Source organism: Streptomyces sp. AC1-42W (assembly GCF_003248355.1).
GTDB lineage: Bacteria > Actinomycetota > Actinomycetes > Streptomycetales > Streptomycetaceae > Streptomyces.
Genome location: NZ_QKWY01000002.1, coordinates 1,829,601 through 1,849,726, shown reverse-complemented (window position 1 = coordinate 1,849,726; position 20,126 = coordinate 1,829,601). Strand labels below are relative to the sequence as shown.

Below are 20,126 nucleotides of genomic sequence, written 5' to 3'. Positions count from 1 at the left end.
GGGTGTCGGCGAAGAGGTGCGCTGGGTCGGGAAAGTGCCGGGGCGGAGCGTAGGGCGCTCTGCCCGGCGTGGCGGCCTGCGGTGGATCAGGCGGCGGCGCGGTGGCGTCTGCGGTCGACGGGCTCGAACTCGACCCGAGTGGTCATCTGCGCGAGCCTGCTGGCGACGCGGTCGCCGAGGTAACTGCGGAGGTCCCTGATCGCCAGGTTGGTGGTGATCAGCGTCGGGAGCATCAGGTTGTAGCGGCGGTTGATCAGCCGGTACGTGATCTCCTCGACCCACTCCGTCACTCGGGCGGCGCCGAGGTCGTCGAGGATCAGCAGCGGACACCGGCTGACGATCGCCAGCTCCCGCTCGCTGTCGACGCCCTGCCGGGGGCGCAGTTCGGCGTAGAGGTCGGCCGCCGTGGTCGCGCGCCAGCGCACGCCGACCCCGTGCCTGACCAGTTCCCGGACCGCGCCGTACGCCTGGTGGGTCTTGCCCGCCCCGACGACGCCGGCCATCAGGAGGCTGGGCCCGGTGGTGATCTGGCGCCGGGCCCCGAGGGTGGGGGCGACCGCCGCGTCGGCGACTTGCCGGGTCCAGTCCAGGACCTGGGGGTGGTCGGCCACTGCGGCCCGGTAGCGCGCGGGCATGCCGGCCGACAGTGCGTCCAGCGGGTGGGGCTGCTCGGGTTCGTCGGACCGCGCTCCGGCGAGGGCGGCCGGGTCGATGTCCCGGGCAGCGAGGATCTTGGCCATCCGCTCCAGGGCGCTCGCGCCGAGAAGCTGGGGGTCGCGGCTGTTGGTGCCCATCAGAGCTCCTCGGCGTAGGCGGCGGCAGCGTCGGACGGGTTGGTCCACGCCTGGTGGGCGGGCACGTTAGGCCGGATTCCCGGCCGTCCCAAACCGGCCGAGGGCGCGTTCATGGCCTCGTTGACCATGCTGGTCAGCACGCTCGGGTGCCTGGGATTGGCAGCGAACTTCGCCAGCCCGGCCCGGACGTGCTCCGGGCTGATGCCCTCGTCGAGCAGCCGCTTGGTGATCCTTCCGAGGTGGCCGATCACGTCGCGGGGCGGACGCTCACCGCACGCCGCGACGTACTCGCCGACGAGTTGCTGCGCCGAGATGCCAGCTGCGGGCGCGGCGCGCCCCGTAGGGACAAGAGATCCAGGATCCAAGATCCTAGATCCAGGCGCCGAGCCCTCGTCGAGGCTTCGGGGAAGGCTCGGGGAGGACTCGGGGAAGGTGTCCTGACCTGCCGTTTCTTCCTGTCTCCGGCCGACTGTGTTGTCCGGGCTGGCGAGGGCGCCCTGCAGGGCAGCGGAAGCCTTGCCTGTGTCATCGCGAGGTGTCGCGTCGTGCTGCCCGGCTGCATCGAGGGTGGCGGGAAGGTTCGGGGAATCCCCGGCGAGCCCTCGCGGAGGCTTCGGCGACTTCTCGGCGGCCTTGGCGCAGGTGCCCTTGCAGGGTGCGCACCGGTCGGCGGCCTGGTGCTGCGGGCAGGACGGAAGGCGCGACTGGCTGGGCCTGTCGATCTTCTGGTGCTCGGACCAGGTGACGATGTGCAGGTAGCGGCGGCCGTCGCAGCCGGTGTACCGGCAGATCAGGCCTGCGGTGGCGAGCTGGTGGAGGTCGTCCTCGACGTGGACCGAGGTGTGCTCGGCCCGCAGGGGCCAGAGCAGCCCGGCGATGATGGCCGCGTTGTCGCGGTGGCGGCCGTGGTCGTCGGCCTGGGTCAGGAGGCCGAAGAAGGTCCGCTCGGCCGCCACGGTCACTTCGGCGAGCGACTCGGAGACGAACGCCTCCGGCTTGATCGTTCGTATCCGCGCCATGTCAGCGGCCCCGGTCGGCGGCGGGAACCCGGTCGCTGCGGGTAAGGACCGCGTTGGCGAGGTCAAGGGTGTGCGGGTGGGTCCAGTCCGACTCCGGCCAGACCCGCAGAATCCACCGCGCCGCGATTCGGGCGGTCGTCCTGCTCACCTCCATGGTCCGGCCCGCCGCGTCCTTGACGATCGCGTGCGGGTGGGGCCAGGCGCGCTGCGGGTTGGTGAGGCTGACGCGGATCGTGGACGCGCCCGGGATCATGTCGGTGAGCTGATCCGCAAGGCGGCGGTGGCGGTTGACGTCCGGGCATGCGGGGATACCGCTCGGTGTGGCGAGCATGCGATACTCCGTTGTTCGTAGGAGCGCGAGCGGCGGTTCTCGTGCAAAAGCCCCGCCGCCCGCGAGATGTGAATGGCCCCTTCGGGGTGCCGACCCGGCGCTCGGGAGTTGGTAGCTCCTGGGCGCCGGTTCACTTCACCCCGGTCGACTTCACGGCCCGTGCGCGTACATGGCGCTTCCTCCCCTCCTGGCCCGTGCTGCGTCTGGCAGCCCGATCGGACCAGAACCATATGGCGACTGCCCGTTCAAGTCCACGGCCTTCAACCCCTCCGACCAGGCATGCAACACTGAACTGAATGAAGATGCCAGAAAACGTACACCCCAGTGATGAAGCTGCGTCAACCGCAGTACCGGCATCCGAGATGCGATCCCCACTGGAGTGGATAAGCTGGCCGGCGATAAAGGAGGGGAGATGACGGGGAAGGAAGAGCGCAGCTTCGCGGAGCTACTCGACCACCTGGTCCGGGAAGTACACCCGGCAGGCCGCGGCCCGTACACGTACGCCGAGCTGTCGCAGGGCATCCGGGAGGCTACCGGCGTGAGCATCTCCGCGAGCGCCATCCAGCAGCTCCGACGCGGAACCAACCGGAATCCGAAGATGCAGACGATCCGGGCACTGGCCGCGTTCTTCGGAGTACCCCCTGGCTACTTCTTCGACGAGGAAGAGGCCGAGCGGCAACGCGCGGAGATCCGACTGGTGGCCACTATGCGCGACCAGAACGTGCTTCGCGTCGCCCTGCGCGCCGACGGACTCAGTACGTCGAGCCTGAACATGGTGAGCACAGTGATCGAGCAGGCCCGGAGACTGGAAGGTGTACCGGAGTCGGACACCCTGGACCTGCTCGACGACGAGTGAGTCGATCAGATGACGCCCGCGCCTCCGGGATCTGGCAGCAGTACGTTCACGTAGAGGGGCTCTCCGGACATCGGCCGCATCGCGGCAATACGCACGGCGACCTCACGTCCGTCATGGCACGGCAACTTGAGCCGCCGCAGACGGCCGTGGGAGTGATCCGCCACTTCGTGCAGATCCCACATCTCCCGCGCGTCAGGCGACCCCGCGAGAATGTCCCGCTCAAGCCCGACGAGCGCTTCGTTCGCCGGGTGATGAGCCCGCTCGTAACGAATCCGCCCGAGAAGCGGACGCGCCCAGTCCCGCCGCCAGGCAACGAGCTGCTCGCGAGCCTCCGGCGCCAGAAAGATCCACCGCATCTGATTCGTCATGACCGAAACCCACGGAAACCATTGCAGCAACGGTTCGTTGTAGGCGATCACATTCCACGCAAGGTCGGTCGCGAAGGCAGGCGCCAGCCCTTGGTTGTCCAGGAACTGCTGCAGAAACCCCGCATTCTCCGGGTCCGCTCCCGCTGCTACTGAACCAGCAGGGGCCGGCGGACGACCCAGCACTTTCAGATAGAGGGTTTGGCGCTCCGCAGGACTTAACCCGAGCACAGAAGAGATCCGGTCGAGGAAGTCCGGTGAATACTCGGCTTCAACGCCGCGCTCGAAGGCGCCGTACCAGCGCTCACTCACTCCCGCCAGGCGGGCCACGTCGCGCTGCGTCAAGCACTCACCTCTCCGGCCGGCAACCATCAGACCCTGGATATCACTGGCCCTAGCCTCGATCTTTCGTGACGGTCCGTCGGTTCCTCCGGCGGGCCGTTTCGGCTGTTCGGGCGGGTGGCGGGCAGGCTGATGGCCCGGCTGTCGCGTCGGGTGGGCGCCGGGTTCCACGGCTCCGGTCGGGGTGGTGCTGCTCGCAGGGGCGGGGACGTGCTGGTCAGCCGGGGTTCGGGAGAGCTTCGAGTCGGGCGATGGCGTCGGTGATCAGGTCGGTCCAGGGCCAGTGGCCTGCGAATCTCAGGTGTCGGCGGCGGGCGGTGGTGACGAGCTGAGCGGCGGCGGAAAACAGTCGGAGCCTCAGCCGCCGGGGCTCCCACCTGCGGGTTTGCCCGGTGAGGGCGAGCATGGGCATCCAGGCCAGCAGGTCGAGGGCGATTTGGACGATCTCCAGCCAGATCTGGTTCTGTGCGGCGTCGTGGAGTGGCAGGTTGCGCAGGCCGGTGGCGCGGGCGTTTCGGATGCGGTCCTCGGCTCTCGCGCGTTGGCGGTGCCGGAGTTCGAGTGCGGCGATCGGAACGCCGGTGGTGTTGGTCGCGAACGCCGTGAGCCGCAGTCCGTCGGCATCGGTGAGGCGCAACTGGGCGCCGGGGTGCGGGCGTTCCTTGCGGACGATCAGCCGCATCCCCTGCGGCCAGCCCTTGAGGACGTCACCGTCGAGTTCGGCGACCCAGGCGCCGTCACGGATCTCACCTTCCGGTTCGACGGCCACTGTCCAGGCGGCGGGCGGGATCTTGAGGACGGCCTGGTGGATGGCGTCGGTGATGGTCATGCCGACCGAGTACGACAGCCACCTGCCCCGCTGGGCGAGCCAGGCGACGAACTCGTGGGTGCCACCGCCGGAGTCGGTACGAATGAGCGTCTGGCGTCCGCGCCGGTACTTGTTCGGCAGTTGGGCCAGGGCGAGTCGGGCCGTGGTGATGTGGTCGGCGGCGGTGTTGCTGCCCGCGTTCCCGGGCCGCAGCAGCGCGGCCACCGGCTCGCCGGTGCCGCCGCTTCCGTGGTCGACGAAGCCCACCAGCGGGTGATGTCCGAAGGTCTTCTTCCAGGTCGCGGCCGCGTCCTGCTTGTCGGAGTGGGCCAGTACCAGCACCCCGTCCAGGTCGACGATCACCTGCCCGGAGGCGTCCGGCGACGAGGATCCCGCCAACTTCCATATTCGTTCGCGTACTTCGGCCCGCGCGGACCGGATCGCGTTCAGAGCCTTCGGGCCGGACTCGGCCAGGGTGTCGACGAGGCGGGAGACGGTCGGGTCGGAGGCCACCGGGCCGAACACGGCCGGCTCGGCCCGCAGCATCCCGGCATCGGCCAGGCAGTCGCCGCCCAGCGCGACCGCGAGGGCCACGTCCAGCAGGATCTTGCCCGGGTCGTGCACCGCCCGAGCCTTCCGCCACGGCGCCAGCGCCGCGGATATCGCGGTGTCCAGCCCGGCCTTGCGGACCGTCTCGACCAGCAGCACGCCCCCGGCCTGGGAGACCACCGCCCGGCCGCCGCCCTCGATGCGGATACGCGGGTACGACCCGATACGCTTCTTCACCTGAGAAGTGCTTCTTTCCACGGCACGATCTGGACCTTCGACAAGTCCCATCGTTGCAGGTCAGGAGCACTTCTCACGTTTTCGATCACGCTTCGGACAGCCCACCTCATGAAAGCCCGAGGCTAGTGCGCCTCCGCCACGTTCGTAGCAGCATCGGAAGCGAATCACGGTCGCCACCCATACCCTCACCCGACCCGACGAGATCCATAGTCCGAAAGTAGCTCTAGCGGCCCTGTGATTTACGCCATACCAGGCATCGCAAGGGTGGCAGTGGATCATGAATCAGTCATTCAGCGTAACCAGGCGGAGAGAAATGAACAGCCTGGGACCAGTCGGCTGCGCACGATATTTCAGGGTGCGCACACCAGATCGAGACAGGCCAAGGCGATTCAAGAATCACGCGACAGGCCCCACCCTGCACCACACACCGTAATCGGAACTGCGAGTTCCCGGAAGTGCGGCTTCCTGCTCCCCTTTGGCATTCTCGTCACGCCCACTCACAAACGGGAGCCGGGCTCTAGCCCGAAGCCAGGATGTAGGGGTTGGGGCAACGTCGCTCTATTAGATGGCCGTCGCCATGTCTTTGAGTGTCGGTGACGTCGTTTCCTGCGGGGCGAGTTGCAGGGGTCTCGGCTTCGCCCGCGGCTTGCGTGGTCGTCGTTCTTCGGGGAAGAGCGAGAGGCTGATCGTGTGGGTGACCTTGGTGGTGGCGGGCTCGTCCGGTTTGAGGGTGCGGTATCCGGTGGTGCTGCGTTTGGTGGCGCGGGGTGCGGCACGTCCGGGGCGGGGACGGACGGCCTCGCGGGTCAGGTCGGCCTGGATGTCACGGATCCTGGCGGCCAGTTGCCGAGGGGGGAAAGTCCGCGCCGACGGAACGTCGGGCGGCGGCGAGGGTGTTCTTGAAGCTGATGTGCGAGACGGGGAGGTTCGCGTGGTGGGCGGCGTCCACGGCCAGGTCGTGTACGGCCTGGTAGACGCAGAGCATGGCCCACAGTTCCTGCTCGACCATGGCGGGACTGTTGGACCGGAGGGTCGCGGTGCGTCCTCCCCGCTGTTCGATCTTGATGTGCTTGAAGATCGTCTCGCTGGTCCAGCGGGCGGTGTACAGCTCTGCCAGCTCTGCGGCGGGTGCCGCCTCGGGGTCCAGGAGCGTGGTGATCAGGCAGAACAGCTCCGAGGTCTCCTCACTGTCGCCGTCCGCGCCGATCGTGGTGGTGACCACGGTGTACTCCACGGCGCGCACGGTGATCCGGGCGCCGCGCGGCCCGTTCAGGCGGGTGAGGAAGGTGCCGTCGGCCAGAACCTCATGCGGCCGCAGGGTGAAGGAATCCGAGACCCGCCACAGGAGTTCGGCCCCGGTGACCGCGGCTGCCCGCCACAGCTCATAGGCTGGAAAGCCCCGGTCGGCCATCAACAGGATGCCTTCCCGCAGGTGCACCAGGAGGCGGGCGGCCAAGGTGCGCTCGCCGACGGCGAAGGAGTCGAAGACCGCACCGATCAACGCCTTCGTGCCGCACTCCACCAGCGCGAGGAGCCTCACCTGCGGGTACGGTCCAGGCCGATTTCCGTTGGAGGCACGGGTGTAGGCGGCAGCGTTCGCCTCGCTGTCAGGAACGTCCAGCAGTGTGCCGTCCATGGAGGTCAGCCGCAGCCCGCGCCAGAAAGCCCCCGGCGTGGCCGCAGTGCCGGTGCAACCGGCGACCCGGTCGAAGAGCAGTCGCAGCGGCCCCGCACCCAGCCGGGCCCGCGCCGTTGTCAGAGACCCCGTGCGCGCCGGACGCCACACCTCCCGCGCCCGGCGCGGCCAGTGCTCCACCAACTCCCGCAGCACCAGGCCGTATCCGTCACCGCTGAACAGCCACATCGTCAGGACGAAATACACCATCAGCCGGGCCGGCAACGACCGGGTCCGCTCCTCGCGCGCCCCCGCCTCATCGACCACGAAGTCGACCAGCTCGGGCGTGAACGTACGCGACAGCACCCCCATCCGGACCCGCTCCGGGTACGTCTCACCAACTATGTGATCTCTCGGCACAAGACCGAGACTCTACGCGATCATGAACTAAGCGAGCGACGTTGGGGGTTGGGGAATGAGTGCCATGCCCTCGTCACACATGACCGGGATGCGGCTGCGCCAGTGGTGCGAGGACCAAGTCGACCGCCTCCACCTTCCCTACCCGGCCACCACCCGGGCGTTGCGCGACGCAATCGCCGAACGCCGCGGCAAGCCGATATCGATCAGGCCGCTGTCCACACTCGGCGCAGTCGACGCACCCTGCGGCATGAGGATCGAGACCCCGTCCGCCGATCTCCTCTTCTACGAGGAGGGAACTTCCGTGCACCATCAGCGCCACATCCTCACGCATGAGCTGTGCCACGTGTACTGCGATCATCCGGGGAATCTGGAAGTCGATGAGAAGACAGCCCGCATCATCGGGCTCAACCCCGCACTGATGATGCGCATGGCGGGCCGCACCAGGTACTCGACCGACGACGAGCGCGAGGCCGAGATGATGGCGTCGGTTATCCGCTGGCGCATCTACCGGGACCGAGAGGACCCGTCCCCTGACCCCAGCCTGGCTCCGGAGCGCTGGGACGCTCTCTTTGCCCAGCCCTTCAGAAGGCGCAAGAGCGGCCCGTGAGCATCTTCTTCCTCGGCATGGCCACCCTGCTCGCAGGTGCCAGCTGCTTCTGGGTACTCGGCAGGAGAAAGCCGCGACCTGCCGGCACGTGGGCCATGGGTGCGCTCCTCAGCTCCTTCGCCGTATTCCTGGCCACATATGCGCCGCTGGTGGAACGTACCGTTGAGTCGGCCGTGCCCCACGGAACCCGCATTCTCGGCGACAGCGCATCGCTGGGAGCCACCACAGCAGTCCTTGCTGTTTCGCTCCAGCTCAACCAGGGCCCGGCCAGAGCAAGACAGCTCATCGGATCACGTCTTAAATGGACGGCTATTGCCCTCGCCGGCATCGGTTGCCTGTTCGTGTACGAGCAGGCAACCGGCCAGTCGGCACACGTGTACGCCCTCTACTCTCTTCTTTACATCTCCGTCGTCGGAGCCACGGACATCAATTTCGTGGTCCAGGCACTTCGTCAGGCAACGACGACGCGACGGACAACTGTGCGCGTTGGCCTGCGTACTGCGGCGGTGGGCTCCGGGGTCGCGCTGATCCATCTCAGTTACAAGACCGTTCGATTGGTCCATCTGGGTCTGGGAGCCGAACTCAATGGCGATGGCGAAAGGTGCACCTCACTCAGCGCCGTACGCTGCGCAGTCGGCGTGACGTCTCCAGCACTCGCCGTAGCGCTGATCTGCCTCGGTCTGACCCTGCCCGCGGTGATCTACCCGATTCGCCACATGCGTCGCCGCCACTGGGAAAAGGCGTCCTTCGAAGCTCTCACACCCCTGTGGCGCGATCTCGCAAAAGCGATGCCGCATATCGTCCTGTCACCCGCTCGGCCACTCACCGAGAATCCGCCTGAAGCAGACACTGCCTTTCACCTGCAGCGACGCGTTGTTGAAATCAGCGACGGGATTCTGGCACTGAGACCGTACCGCTCCCGAGAGTCCCAAGAAGCAGCTCGGAAGATATTCGACGCCAGAACTGAGCAAGGATCGGCACAAATCGAGGCGGCTGTCGTTAGGGCGGCGCTTGCCAACCTCGCTGCCAGCCAGCTGGCCTCCGATATCGCCCCGCCGGCGCAGACCACCTCGCGCAGAGACCTTGATGCCGACGCGCAGTGGCTTGTCCACGTGGCGCACGCCTATGCAAGCCAGTCCCAGAAGTGGACGGTTTCGGCGACCTCAACCACCAGTTCCTCGCTGCCGAGACCGAGGTCAATGGCGTCGAACTCCCAAAATCTGCCGCCCTCTGTCCTCTTCTCGTCCAGCAGGCGCCGGGCGAATAGGTGAGCACGCCCTTGCCGACGGCGTCCGTACCGAACGGGAAGAGGGCCGTCGGTGAGCACGGCGGCACCCTGGCCGAGGTCTTGACTCCGCAGGCTGCGGCGCGATCGCCGGACAGAGCAGCCGCCGCCTTGCCGTGCCCGCACCAGAGCGTCTTCCCCGGCTCCAGGGGCAGGCCGGCACCTGGCAACGGCAGCTCCCGAAGGACGCGGCCGAGATACCGCACGTGCTGAGCCGTACGCCGTGGCGCTCGCGGCCGTTCGTGAACTCCCCCGTACACAGTTCGACCCGCTCGTGCAGGGCGAGCCTGGGAGCCCGCGACGTCCTCGCGGCGGACCGGCAGCTGCGGCTGGCCATCACCCCCAAGCGACTGGCCAGCGAAGCACCCCCACGAGCCTGGCCTCCCCCTCGGGAATTACCGTCGAGTGGCACGTTCAGCTGAAGTTCGCAGTCGCGTCATGTGGCCAACCTGCCGAGTTCTTCCGCAGGCGCTCTGGGCGCTACGCTGCGCTGGGCCGTGCAGTCAGGACAAGCTGCGAGACCACCTTGTGCGCCTCGATAGCAACGAGGGCCCTCGCGGAAACGGCGTCGCAGGCCCAGTGAACGAAGGACAGGTCCAGTGAGCAGGGAAGCGCCCAAGCGCACGGTTGATGTCGTCGTGCTCACCATGAACGATCGCGACAAAGAGTTCCGCACGGCGATGTCCTCTGTCCTGGCCCAGGAGGACGTGGACCTCCGTGTCGTGATCGTCGGGAACGGTGTGGAACCCGACTACATCCCCGACGGAATGCAAGGCGTCACACTTGCTGAGAACACCGGTATTCCGGAAGGTCGTAACGTCGGAGCGGACGCCCTGGCTGCGCACGGTGCCGAGTTCGTGCTGTTCTTCGACAACGACGCGGTCCTGCCGGCCCCCGACACCGTCACTCGGCTGATCGCCGAGTTCGACCGGCACCCGCAGGCCGCCTACGTCCAGCCCCGCATCGCCGACCCCGCCACCGGGATGACGCTGGGACGGTGGGTTCCACGGCTCCGGTCCGGCGACGCCCGGCGCTCGGGAGTCGTCACCGTCATGGCTGAGGGCATCGTCCTCGTGCGCCGCACGGACTACGAGAAGGTGGGCGGCTGGCCTGGGCACTTCTTCCTCTTCCACGAGGGCATCGACCTCTCGTGGCGCCTGTGGGACCTCGGGAAGGTCGGCTGGTATGCCGGGGACATCGAGGTGCACCACCCAGCAACGAACCCCGCCCGGCACAAGCCGTTCTACCGGATGGTGGCCCGCAACCGGGTGTGGGTCGCGCGCCGCCGCCTGCCCGCTCCGCTCATCCCTGTCTACCTGACTGCCTGGGCCGTGATCAGCATCTGGCGGTTCCGGTCCTCGGGGAACCTCGGGGTTTGGTTCCGGGGGTTCGCCGAGGGACTACGCGGGGGCGCGGGAGAGCGTCGGGCAATGTCGTGGCGCACAGTGTGGCGACTGACGCGCGCCGGCCGCCCACCGATCGTCTGACCTGCCCGGCGCCGCCCTGGGGGCGGTGTGCGTCAGCGGACAGCGGCGACCCGTTCGCGAACGTCCCGTACGGCAGGCAGTGCCTTGTGCGAGGCCATGGTGGCGACGAGGTCCTGGAGAGGGCCGACGGTGCGCTGCGAACTGATCTGGTCGGTGAGGTCCAGGGCCTGGTGCGCGGTGCCGCACGCCTGCTCGTGATGTCCCTGGAGCCACTGCGCTCCGGCCATGCGGGTGAGGTAGAGAGCGTGGGTGCGCACCGCGCCGCCGTCGAAGGCGCGGGCGGCCGCTGCAAAGGTGGCTTCCGCGTCGCCCGGACGCCCCATGGCAAGCTGGGTGGAGGCGCGCGAGCCCTGGAGTTCGGCGCGGTCCATCCAGTATGCCCACTCGGGCTCGTGCTCGTCGGGGTGCTGCTCCGCGCGGTGGAGATGGCTCTCGGCCTGATCGAGGTCGGACCAGCAGCGTTCGTCCCCGAGGTGCGAGCGGGCGCGGGCGCGGCGGGCGTGGACGAGGGCCTGCACCCGCGGGGATGCCTTGCCGCGTACGGTGCTCAGGGCCGCGCTGGCGATCGACTCGGCCTCGACGGGGCGATCGCAGTTGTAGGCGGCGGCGGTCCAGAAGGTGAGGATGTGGGCTCCCAGGGCCTGGTCGTCGGCGCTGTGCGCGGAGTGCAGGGCGGACTTGAAGATCCGGTCGTCGCAGGTGCCGTGGATGTCGAAGATGGCCCAGGCGCGCATGCGTTCCAGGTCGGCCGCTGCGGCGTAGAGGCGCCGGCCGTGGTCCAAGGAGTAGCTGCGGTGGGTCAGCAGGTCGGCGACCATGTCGTTGGCCGCCGCAGTCTCATGGATCAGGGTGCCGCCACCGTCCTCGTCGTCGGTGCGGCGCAGCGCGCGGACCTTGCGCTCGATGTGGGTGACGGCGGCCTCGCCGATGCGCTTGCCGCTGGTGATCTCGCCTGCGGCTGCCGGGTCGGCAGTGAGCCAGGAGAACAGGCCGGCAGTCAGGGCCGACGAACCGAAGATGAAGGACCGGCGATGCATGTCGCTCCCGACTGAGTCTCTGAGCGCGTCCAGCGCGCCGTGCGGGGTCCAGGGGAAGTCGCTGTACTGCTGAAGCGGGTCGAACTCGAGCCACAGGGGCCAGGGATGGGCGTCGACGAGGTGCGGGTCGATGTCGAACAGCTCGGCCAGCAGTCTCTGCGTCTCCACCTCCGGCTCGCGGCCGTCCTCCCAGCGTAGGACGCCGGATGGGGCGGTTCCCAGAGGGCGTTTGCGCTCGACACTCAGTCTGCGCAGTGCGCGGGCGAGATCAGGACGGTTCATGTTTCGTGCCTGACGTGCGATGACTAACCGGTGGATCTTCACTGTTCCTCCTGCAAAAGCCACGCGCGGGTGGATATCCGGGCGACGCTAGCGGCCCGGACCTCGGCGCGGAAGAGCGTCAAACGGTGCTCCGATAGTGCTCCTCACCGCACCCCAACAGCACCGCCGAACGGCCTTCCACCCGTGGCCGGGCGGAAGCCAGGGTGAGGTCAGCCCGAGGTCGCGGCAGCGGATCTGCCACCGGGCGTCGACGCCCCGGACGGCCACGATCGGAGCACCGTCTTGTCGTTCACCGAGACCCTGGACTTCAGCACCCCGGAACTGGACGCTCTGGCTCTGAAGATCATCCCCGAGCAACACTTCGAACTGCGGGCCGAGGACGCCCGCGACAGATACTTCACCGACACCAGCAAGCTCGACGCCAAGCAGCTGGCCCACGACCGGTTCCGCACCAATCCGATTGCCCTGCACGACCACTTGCTCAGGGCCCTGGACCTGCGCGGTACTGAGGAACTGCTGGACCTGGGCTGCGGCAACGGTGAGATGCTGGCCCGGATCCGCCCCTACCTGGCCGCCGGCCACCTCACCGCCTTCGACATCGCGCCAGCCGCCCTGGAGGCCGCCCGGCAGCGACTGGATGGCGTGACCACCCCGTGCGAGTTCGTCGAGGGCAGCGCGGACGACCTGGGTGCCTTCGCCACCGACAGCTTCGACCGGGTCATGGCCGTCTACATGGCGCACTACCTCACCGACCTGGACGCCTGCTTCGCCGAGGTACACCGGGTCCTCCGCCCTGGGGGCCGGTTCGTGCTCGCCACCGACCGCAACGACTCCATGGTCGAGATGTGGAACGTCCACTTCGCTGCGCTTCGCGAGATGAACGCCACCCAGCAGCTGTTCCGGGCCACACCGAAAGCGCGGATTTCCCTGAGCAACGGCGCCGACCAGCTCGCCGGCCACTTCACGTCCGTCGAGCGCGTGGACTGGCAGGACCAGCTCCAGTTCGGCAAGGCCGAGCACTTCATGGCCTTCTACCGCAGCTGCAACCACTGTTGCGCCGGTTCCAAGCCAGGCGAAGGGCTGCCGCCGGCGTTCTTCACCGAGCTCGAAGACCGCGTGCACGCCCACGTCCAAGCCGCCGTCGACGCGACCGGCTACTTCGCCCTGACCAAGTACACCGGCCACTTCATCTGCTCCTGACCCTCTCCACCGCCACGAGGAGACCCCCGTGCCTTCCCAGACGAACGACCTGACCGGTGCCCGCGTCCTGATCACCGGCGGCGCCGGGTTCATCGGCACCGCGCTGCGCACCACCCTGACCCGAGCCGGCGCGCGCCCGGCCCTCCTCGACGACCTGAGCGCCTACGGGCCCACGACCCTGACCCTGCTGGGCACCGACCCCACCGACCCGGACCTGACCGTCGGCGACATCAACGACGAGCCGCTGGTACGCCGTATGGTCGCCGAAGCCGACTACGTCGTCCACGCTGCCGCCCACTCCTCCGTCCACGGCTGCACCACCGACCCGCACAAGGCCGTCCGCTCCAACCTGACGGGCACCGACACCCTGCTGCGCGCGGTGGCTGCCGCACCCAACGTGCACCGCTTCGTCCTGCTCTCCACCGCCCAGGTCTACGGCCACGGCGACCCTCACGCTCCGTGCGGCGAACAGGCCGGCTACTTCACCGAGGACCAGCCACTCAACCCCCTGAACATCTACGCCAACAGCAAACTCTGGGCCGAGGGACACACCCGGCACCTGCTGGACTTGGCCGAGCGGGACTACACGATCCTGCGACCGTTCTCCGTCTACGGGCCCGGCCAGGTTCCGAAGCCGGGCGCCGCCTCGTGGGTGGTGGCGCAGTTCACCATGTACGCCGCATTGAACCAGCAACTGCTGCTCAACAACGGCGGCCGTCAGGTCCGCGACTTCATCCACCGCGACGACGTCGCTGACGCTCTGCGCATCTGCCTCACCGCGCCTGCGGCATCCGGGCAGACCCTCAACCTCGGCACCGGCGCCCAGACCGCTGTCCGCGAGGTCGCCGAGCACGTGGCCGGGCACTTCCCCGGCGCCCAGATCGTGGACGCCCCCCGTGTCGCCCAGGACCCGCTCGGCGCCTGCGCCGACACCACCCGCATGCGCACGGTCCTGAACTGGCAGCCGGTCATCGGCGTCGCGGACGGCATCGACGGCTATGTCGACTGGGTGCGCACCACCCCCAACGCCGTCCCCGATTGGATGCGCACCGAGACCAGCACCAGCCGCATCGCCGCCTGGAGCGCCCCCGCCCCCCGGTGACCTGTCCCTCGGATCTGAAGGAGAGCCCCGTGACGAAGCTGCGTGCCGGTGTGGTGGGCCTGGGCTGGGCGGGTACCGTTCACGCCCGCACCATGGCCGCCCTGCCCGGCATCGACCTGGTCGCCGTCAGCGATCTCGACCCCGCCAAGCACACCGCCTTCCCCGACATCCCCCTGCACAACGACGTGGAGGAGATGCTGCGCCTGGAGCTGGACTACTGCGTCATCGCCACTCCGAGCGCGACCCACGAGCACTACGCCCTTCTCCTCGCGTCGGCCGGCGTGCCGGCGCTGATCGAGAAGCCGCTCGCGCCCACCGGCGCGGCCGCCGGCCGCATCCACGACGCCTTTGCCCACACCGAGACCTTCGCCGCCGTTGGACACACCGAACGGCACCAGGCACCGCTCTCGGAACTCGCCCGGCTTCTTCACAGCGGAGACTTCGGCGAGCTGTGGCAGCTGGAAACCCGGCGCCAGGGCCCCTACTCCGGCCGAATCCTCGACGTCGGCGTCGCCCTGGACCTACTAATCCACGATGTCGACCTGGTCTCCTGGCTCGCCGGGGCGCCGATCGAATCGGTCACCGCTGCCACCCGCACGCTGGCCGGCCCGAACGAGGACACGGCCACCGCCACCACGGTCCTGCGTGGTGGGGTCCTCGCCCACCACCACGCCGACTGGATCACCCCGTTCAAACACCGTCAGGTCCAGGTCCACACCGCAGCCGGGGTCCTGACCGCCGACACCGTCGCGGGCACCCTCATCCACCACCCCAACACCGCCTCCTCAGCCCCGGCCGACTCCTTCCCGGGCGTCCAGGGCGGCGAGGCACGCCTGATCACGCTGCCCGAGCAGGAGCCCCCGTTCACCATCGAACACCGGCTGATGCGCGACGCCCTGCTCGGGACCGGCCGCCGCGGCCTGGTGTCTCTGGCCGAGGGCGCGCACGCCGTGACCGCGACCGAGGCGCTGCTGACGGCTGCGGCCAGCGGCCGTACCACCTCGGTGGCCGCCCGCGAACTCGCCCCCGCCTGACAGTTCCGTTCCTGAAGGGAGAGTTGCTGTGCCCGCTCAACCTGGGTCTACCCTGCGCGATTTGGCCGTTGCCCGGACGCTGCCAGATCGCCAGAGAATGGACGCCGCCACCCTTGACTGGATCGCGGAGAGCCCTCCGCCGACCGCCGACCTCCCGCAGCTCGTGGCTGGCGACATCCCTGTGCTGGTCCCCGACCCGGCATGGTTTGCCCGCCGCGAGCAGGCCGAGGGCCTGCACGGGATCAGCCACTGCGCCCGCACCGGCGTCCTCGCCTTCCTCCTCGCCCGCTTCCACGGCCTCGACCGGCCGCACACCGCCGCGCTGTGCACCGCTGCTGCCATCCACGACTGCCGCCGCCACGACGACCGGACCGATCCCGGGCACGGCTGCCGGGGGGCCGGCTGGTTCACCGAGAACGCCGAGAATGTTCTCGCCGTTCTCGGCCAGGACGTTCCCGCGGCCCTGCGCGAGGAGGCGGCCGCAGCGATCGCCGCGCACAACCTGCCCTATGACGCCTTCAGCCCCGCCCAGCGCACTGCCTACCAGCGGGCGCCGCACCTGACCGACCTGCTCAAGGCCGCCGACTGCCTGGACCGCTACCGCCTGCCGCTCAAGCGCTGGTGGCCCGACCTCACCCACCTGCGCGTGACGGTCCCCGACTGGCTGCTGCCGTTCGCGCACGGCCTGGTCATCCACTCCGAACGCGCCCGCCTTCACGGCGTCGGACACCGCGACGCGCTCACCCACGCCGTGACCACCCTGGCCCGCTAAGAGAGAAGGGAGACGACCCTCGTGCACGCCGCCTGGGACGCCGTCCACACCGACTACTCCGCCCGCGCCGCCCTGCCTGGGCCGACCGGGCTCGCCGAGAGCACCGACGACTGGTTCACCGCTCACCGCGGAACCCCGAACGGACACCTGCTGGCCCCCGCCGGCAACCAGATGCTCGCCTCCCTCACCAGCGGCCGGCCCGTCCACCTGATGCACACCACCCCGTACCTGGACGCCATCCGCGCCACCGGCGAACTCCACGGCTCCGCCGGCTGCCTGGTCGGCGCCCTGTACTGCGCCCCGCTGACCACCACCGCCGAGGGCCTGCGCCCGCACAACCTCGGCTCCTACCTGCTGCGGACCAAACCCGACATTAGAACCCTCGTGTTCGAGGTCCACCCCGAGGCACCCGCGCCGGCCAAGGGCCTGGACTACCTGCGCCTCGGCGGCATTCACCTGGACACCTACCTGGCCCACCGCGGATTCCTCGCCGAGGGCGAGGACGAGCACCTCCGGCAGAGCGCCGTGGACAAGGTGCGCGAGGCGGCCGACTTCCTGGACCTGCTGCTCGCCGACGCCTGCGGTCAGCGCACCACCTCCACAACTGCGTTCTTCCACCAGCTGGCTCAGGCCGTCCCGCGCATGCCGTTCCTGGGCTACCTGTACTTCGAGGTTCTGTCGGAGTACCTCCTGCTGTACTCCACCAGCCCCGAGACCAAGGCGTTCGCGCTGGCAGGGGAGATGAACAACCATCTCTACAAGGAACTCGCGTTCGCCGCCGTCGCCACGATGGGGCGCCTGTTCGACCTGGCCCTGTTCAGTCCCGACCGCGCGCAACTCACCGAGCTGATAAACCGGATCGACCCCGCGCTCGCCCTGGGCGCCGACACCTACGTACGCCGACGCCTGCCGCACCTGTTCGCCTGCGCCGCGCTCGGCCCGGACCGGGACGCAGGCGCGGTGTCCTTCCGGTACGCCGGCGCCGACTTCGACACCCTGACCATCATGGCACCGTACCTGGCCGGGCAGCTCGTCTTCCGCGAGATGCGCACACTGCCCCGCTACCCAGCGCTCTTCCCTGTGTTCGAGCAGGCCAAGGCGACATCCGTGTACGCGTACTGGAACAGCCACGAGATCGCCGTCCCTTTCAACGGGGTACTACCCAAGGGCGAGATCGGCCTCAACCTCGCCTTTCCCCGCGCCTCGTGCGCGGCGTGGGTGGCCGAGACCTGTGACCGTGGGCTGCTGCACCCCACCGAAGAGCTCAACCTCCTGCCCGTCCCGCGCCTTGCTGACCTGCGCGGCACCGCCCTGGGCCGCGCGGCGTTCCCCGATCCGCCGCCCCCGCGGCCGGTCGGCCCGTCCGCGAGCCCCGCCCTGGTCGGCGCAACCTCCGCTGTCTGACCGTCCCCTATCTCTCCAAGGAGCCCTACATGCGTATCGTCCTGCTCGGTGGCGCCGGCTATCTGGGCACCGTCGCCGCCCGTCACCTGACCGAACGGGGACACCACGTCACCGTCGTCGACGGCCTGATCTACAGCCGCGGCGACGACCCGGCCCGCCTCCTCCCGGCCGCAAGCACCTTCGTCCACGCCGATCTGCGCGACGGCGACGCGCTGCGCCTGGCGGCCACCGGCGCCGATGCCGTCGTTCACCTCGGCGGCCTGGTCGGCGAGCCCGCCTGCGCCCTCGACGAGGTCCTGGCCGTCGAGCTCAACTACGCCTCACCTGTCCTAGCCGCCGAGGCGGCCTGCGCGGCTGGTGTGCAGCACTACGTCTTCTTCTCCTCCTGCAGCGTCTACGGCCGTCACGAGGGCACCGTCGACGAGGACACCGCCCCTAACCCGCTCGGCATCTACGCCCGCACCAAGGTCCTGGCCGAACGAGCCCTGACCGGGTTGCTGGCCGACCGGGCACTGACCGTCCTGCGACTGGCCACCGTGCACGGCCGCTCCCCCCGCCAGCGCCTGGACTCCGTCGCCAACCGCATGACCGCCCAGGCCGTTGCCACCGGGCGTATCCCCCTCAACGGCGGCGGCCAGCGCCGCCCCCTTGTCCACGTCGAGGATGTCGCCAACGTCCTCGCCCAGGTCCTCGCCACCCCGGCCGGACACCGGATCTTCAACGTCGGCGCCGAGGCGGAGAACTACACCATCGCCCAGATCGCCGCCACCGTGGAGCGCACCGTTCCCGAAACCCGCATCGACGCCGGGCCCGAGCGCGACGAAGCGGACGCCCGCGACTACCGCACCAGCTTCGCCCGCCTGGCCGCCACCTTCCCCGGCGCCTGCCCCACCCCCCTGGACCACGGTGTACGCGAGGTAGCCACTGCCGTGGGGTCCAAGGAGCTTGAGGACCCCAACTTGCCCGAATACGACAACCTCGCCGGACTGAAGAACTCCCTAGCCCAGGGCCGCGTCGGCGCGCTGCGCAGCGCCGACTGCACCCGCCTGCACGCCGACTACACCAACACCTCCTGGAGCGCGCGATGAACCAGACCCTCGAACCGGCGGCCGACCCGCTGCCGTGGAACCGGCCTCTGATCGGCGAGGACGAGATCGCCAACGTCGTCGACACGCTCCGCTCCGGCTGGCTGACCCACGGTCCCAAGGCCACGCGCCTGGAGCACGCAGCGCGCGAGCGCCTGGGCGTCGAGGACGCCTTCGCCGTCACCTCCTGCACCGCCGCCCTCCACCTCGCCTTCCTCGCCGCCGGCATCGGCGCCGACGACGAAGTCATCACCCCAAGCCTGACCTTCTGCGCCGCCCCGAACGTCATCCGCCACGTCGGCGCCCGTCCGGTGTTCGTCGATGTCGACCCCACCGTCCTGTGCGTCACCCCCGAGGCGGTCGAGGCCGCGATCACTCCGCTCACCCGAGCCATCGCCGTCATGCATTACGGCGGCCAGATGTGCGACATGCGCGCTTTCCGCCAGCTTGCCGACCGCCACGGCCTGCTGCTGATCGAGGACGCCGCCCATGCCCTCCACGGCAGCCGCGACGGGCTATCCGTTGGTAGCACCGCCGATCTGTCGACGTTCAGCTTCTACGCCAACAAGGTCGCAGCCGCCGGCGAGGGCGGCCTGCTCGTCGGCCGCGGCGAACTGGTGAAGAGGGCCCGGCTGCTGGGCCGGCACGGCATCGACTCCTCCGCCTGGCAGCGGCATGGCAAGCGCAACACCGCCGACTACGAGGTCACCGTCCCTGGCTTGAAATACGTCATGTCCGACCTCACCGCCGCCCTCGCCAGCGTTCAGTACGACCGGCTGGAAGAGTTCACCCGGCGCCGCGCCGACATCGCTGCCGCCTACACCAGCGGCCTCACCGGTCTGCCCGGCCTGTCGACCCCCACCGTCCTGCCCGGCATCGAGCACGGCTGGTTCCTCTACGCCGTCCTCATCGACCCCGCCGCAGCGCCCCTGGACCGCAACCGAGTGGCGGACACATTGCTGGAGCGCCACCAGATCTCCACCAGCGTCCACTTCAAACCTGTCCACCTCTTGGGCTCCTACCGGGACATGGCCCACCGGCCGCTGCCGGTCACCGAGCAGGCCGGAACCCGCCAGCTGTCCCTGCCTTGTTTCCCAGCGATGACCGACCGAGACGTCGAACGCGTCATCCACGCCGTCCGGGAGCTGTGGGCCTGACAGGCGGGCGCACACAGTACGCGGGGAGCACCGCCGGAGCACCACGGAACGTGGCTACTCCGGCGGTGCTTCGGGCACGCACCGCCGGAGCACCGTTCCACTGCCTTCCGGCCGACCAACGCCCTCGTCCATCGTGAAGACCGCCGCAGGGACACCGAGCCCCCGGCGTCTTCCCGCACGCCTTCCAGAAGACCCCCCTGCCCGGAAAGCCCCGAAGGCCGGCGCGTCGTCGTCGCTGGCGAAGGGGCCCGGCACTCCCTACGCCTACAACCTGACCGGCCCCGTCGCGGACCCTCCGCGCGAAGACTCCCTGATCTAGTGCCGCATCAGGCAACGTT

General features: G+C 69.2%; 18 protein-coding genes. 11 read left to right on the top strand and 7 right to left on the bottom strand.

All coding sequences use genetic code 11. The annotated features are described in order from the left end of the window. Window positions 1–86: 86 nt before the first annotated feature. From DNK56_RS26385 to DNK56_RS26375, 3 genes are read right to left on the bottom strand one after another with little or no spacing between them, the layout of a single operon-like run. On the bottom strand, window positions 87–794 hold the full coding sequence (locus DNK56_RS26385) for an ATP-binding protein (protein WP_111338312.1): 708 nt from the start codon (window positions 792–794) through the stop codon (window positions 87–89). Then, window positions 794–1,813 (bottom strand): hypothetical protein, encoded by a 1,020-nt coding sequence (locus DNK56_RS26380; protein WP_111338311.1) that lies wholly within the window; start codon window positions 1,811–1,813, stop codon window positions 794–796. The genes DNK56_RS26385 and DNK56_RS26380 overlap by 1 nt, the downstream gene beginning before the upstream one ends. A 1-nt stretch (window position 1,814) precedes the next feature. Beyond that, window positions 1,815–2,144, bottom strand: a complete 330-nt coding sequence (locus tag DNK56_RS26375) for a transcriptional regulator (RefSeq protein WP_111338310.1) — start codon at window positions 2,142–2,144, stop codon at window positions 1,815–1,817. A gap of 412 nt (window positions 2,145–2,556) precedes the next feature. Here DNK56_RS26375 and DNK56_RS26370 point away from each other — a divergent pair, with 412 nt between their 5' ends. Further along, window positions 2,557–3,000, top strand: coding sequence for a helix-turn-helix domain-containing protein (locus DNK56_RS26370; protein WP_111338309.1), 444 nt, complete (start codon window positions 2,557–2,559; stop codon window positions 2,998–3,000). Window positions 3,001–3,005: 5 nt separating this feature from the next. On the opposite strand, the gene DNK56_RS26365 is transcribed toward DNK56_RS26370, so the two are convergent. From DNK56_RS26365 to DNK56_RS26355, 3 genes are all read right to left on the bottom strand, one after another. Continuing rightward, the gene (locus DNK56_RS26365; RefSeq protein ID WP_241990088.1) at window positions 3,006–3,710 is read right to left on the bottom strand and encodes a helix-turn-helix domain-containing protein; all 705 of its coding nucleotides are present in this window, start codon (window positions 3,708–3,710) and stop codon (window positions 3,006–3,008) included. A gap of 214 nt (window positions 3,711–3,924) precedes the next feature. Beyond that, window positions 3,925–5,301, bottom strand: coding sequence for an IS1380 family transposase (locus DNK56_RS26360; RefSeq protein WP_111329981.1), 1,377 nt, complete (start codon window positions 5,299–5,301; stop codon window positions 3,925–3,927). An 823-nt stretch (window positions 5,302–6,124) separates the two neighbouring features. Beyond that, window positions 6,125–7,288 carry an IS4 family transposase gene (locus DNK56_RS26355; protein WP_111329449.1) on the bottom strand — a complete coding sequence of 388 codons (1,164 nt, stop codon included), beginning with the start codon at window positions 7,286–7,288 and terminating at the stop codon, window positions 6,125–6,127. A 127-nt stretch (window positions 7,289–7,415) separates the two neighbouring features. Between DNK56_RS26355 and DNK56_RS26350 the strand changes: the two genes are divergently transcribed. The 3 genes from DNK56_RS26350 (at window position 7,416) to DNK56_RS26335 (ending at window position 10,715) form a co-directional block, all read left to right on the top strand. Further along, window positions 7,416–7,943, top strand: coding sequence for a regulator component (locus tag DNK56_RS26350; RefSeq protein WP_199563619.1), 528 nt, complete (start codon window positions 7,416–7,418; stop codon window positions 7,941–7,943). Further along, complete coding sequence (locus DNK56_RS35555; RefSeq protein ID WP_199563620.1) at window positions 7,940–9,214, top strand: MAB_1171c family putative transporter; 1,275 nt, start codon at window positions 7,940–7,942, stop codon at window positions 9,212–9,214. The genes DNK56_RS26350 and DNK56_RS35555 overlap by 4 nt, the downstream gene beginning before the upstream one ends. Window positions 9,215–9,827: 613 nt before the next feature. Further along, the gene (locus DNK56_RS26335) at window positions 9,828–10,715 is read left to right on the top strand and encodes a glycosyltransferase family 2 protein (RefSeq protein ID WP_111338307.1); all 888 of its coding nucleotides are present in this window, start codon (window positions 9,828–9,830) and stop codon (window positions 10,713–10,715) included. A 32-nt stretch (window positions 10,716–10,747) separates the two neighbouring features. On the opposite strand, the gene DNK56_RS26330 is transcribed toward DNK56_RS26335, so the two are convergent. Beyond that, on the bottom strand, window positions 10,748–11,920 hold the full coding sequence (locus DNK56_RS26330) for an XRE family transcriptional regulator (RefSeq protein ID WP_241990087.1): 1,173 nt from the start codon (window positions 11,918–11,920) through the stop codon (window positions 10,748–10,750). 396 nt (window positions 11,921–12,316) lie between these two features. Between DNK56_RS26330 and DNK56_RS26325 the strand changes: the two genes are divergently transcribed. The 7 genes from DNK56_RS26325 (at window position 12,317) to DNK56_RS26295 (ending at window position 19,788) form a co-directional block, all read left to right on the top strand. Then, window positions 12,317–13,234 (top strand): class I SAM-dependent methyltransferase, encoded by a 918-nt coding sequence (locus tag DNK56_RS26325; protein ID WP_199563621.1) that lies wholly within the window; start codon window positions 12,317–12,319, stop codon window positions 13,232–13,234. Between the two features lie 28 nt (window positions 13,235–13,262). Continuing rightward, complete coding sequence (locus tag DNK56_RS26320; RefSeq protein ID WP_111338304.1) at window positions 13,263–14,336, top strand: NAD-dependent epimerase/dehydratase family protein; 1,074 nt, start codon at window positions 13,263–13,265, stop codon at window positions 14,334–14,336. Window positions 14,337–14,365: 29 nt separating this feature from the next. Beyond that, entirely contained in the window at window positions 14,366–15,370 is a 1,005-nt protein-coding gene (locus tag DNK56_RS26315; RefSeq protein WP_111338303.1) for a Gfo/Idh/MocA family protein, read from the top strand. A 97-nt stretch (window positions 15,371–15,467) separates the two neighbouring features. Then, window positions 15,468–16,142 (top strand): hypothetical protein, encoded by a 675-nt coding sequence (locus DNK56_RS26310; RefSeq protein WP_111338302.1) that lies wholly within the window; start codon window positions 15,468–15,470, stop codon window positions 16,140–16,142. 21 nt (window positions 16,143–16,163) lie between these two features. Next, window positions 16,164–17,546 (top strand): hypothetical protein, encoded by a 1,383-nt coding sequence (locus DNK56_RS26305; RefSeq protein ID WP_111338301.1) that lies wholly within the window; start codon window positions 16,164–16,166, stop codon window positions 17,544–17,546. A gap of 29 nt (window positions 17,547–17,575) precedes the next feature. After that, entirely contained in the window at window positions 17,576–18,634 is a 1,059-nt protein-coding gene (locus DNK56_RS26300) for an NAD-dependent epimerase/dehydratase family protein (protein ID WP_111338300.1), read from the top strand. Continuing rightward, entirely contained in the window at window positions 18,631–19,788 is a 1,158-nt protein-coding gene (locus DNK56_RS26295; RefSeq protein WP_111338299.1) for a DegT/DnrJ/EryC1/StrS family aminotransferase, read from the top strand. The genes DNK56_RS26300 and DNK56_RS26295 overlap by 4 nt, the downstream gene beginning before the upstream one ends. Window positions 19,789–20,126 lie beyond the last annotated feature (338 nt).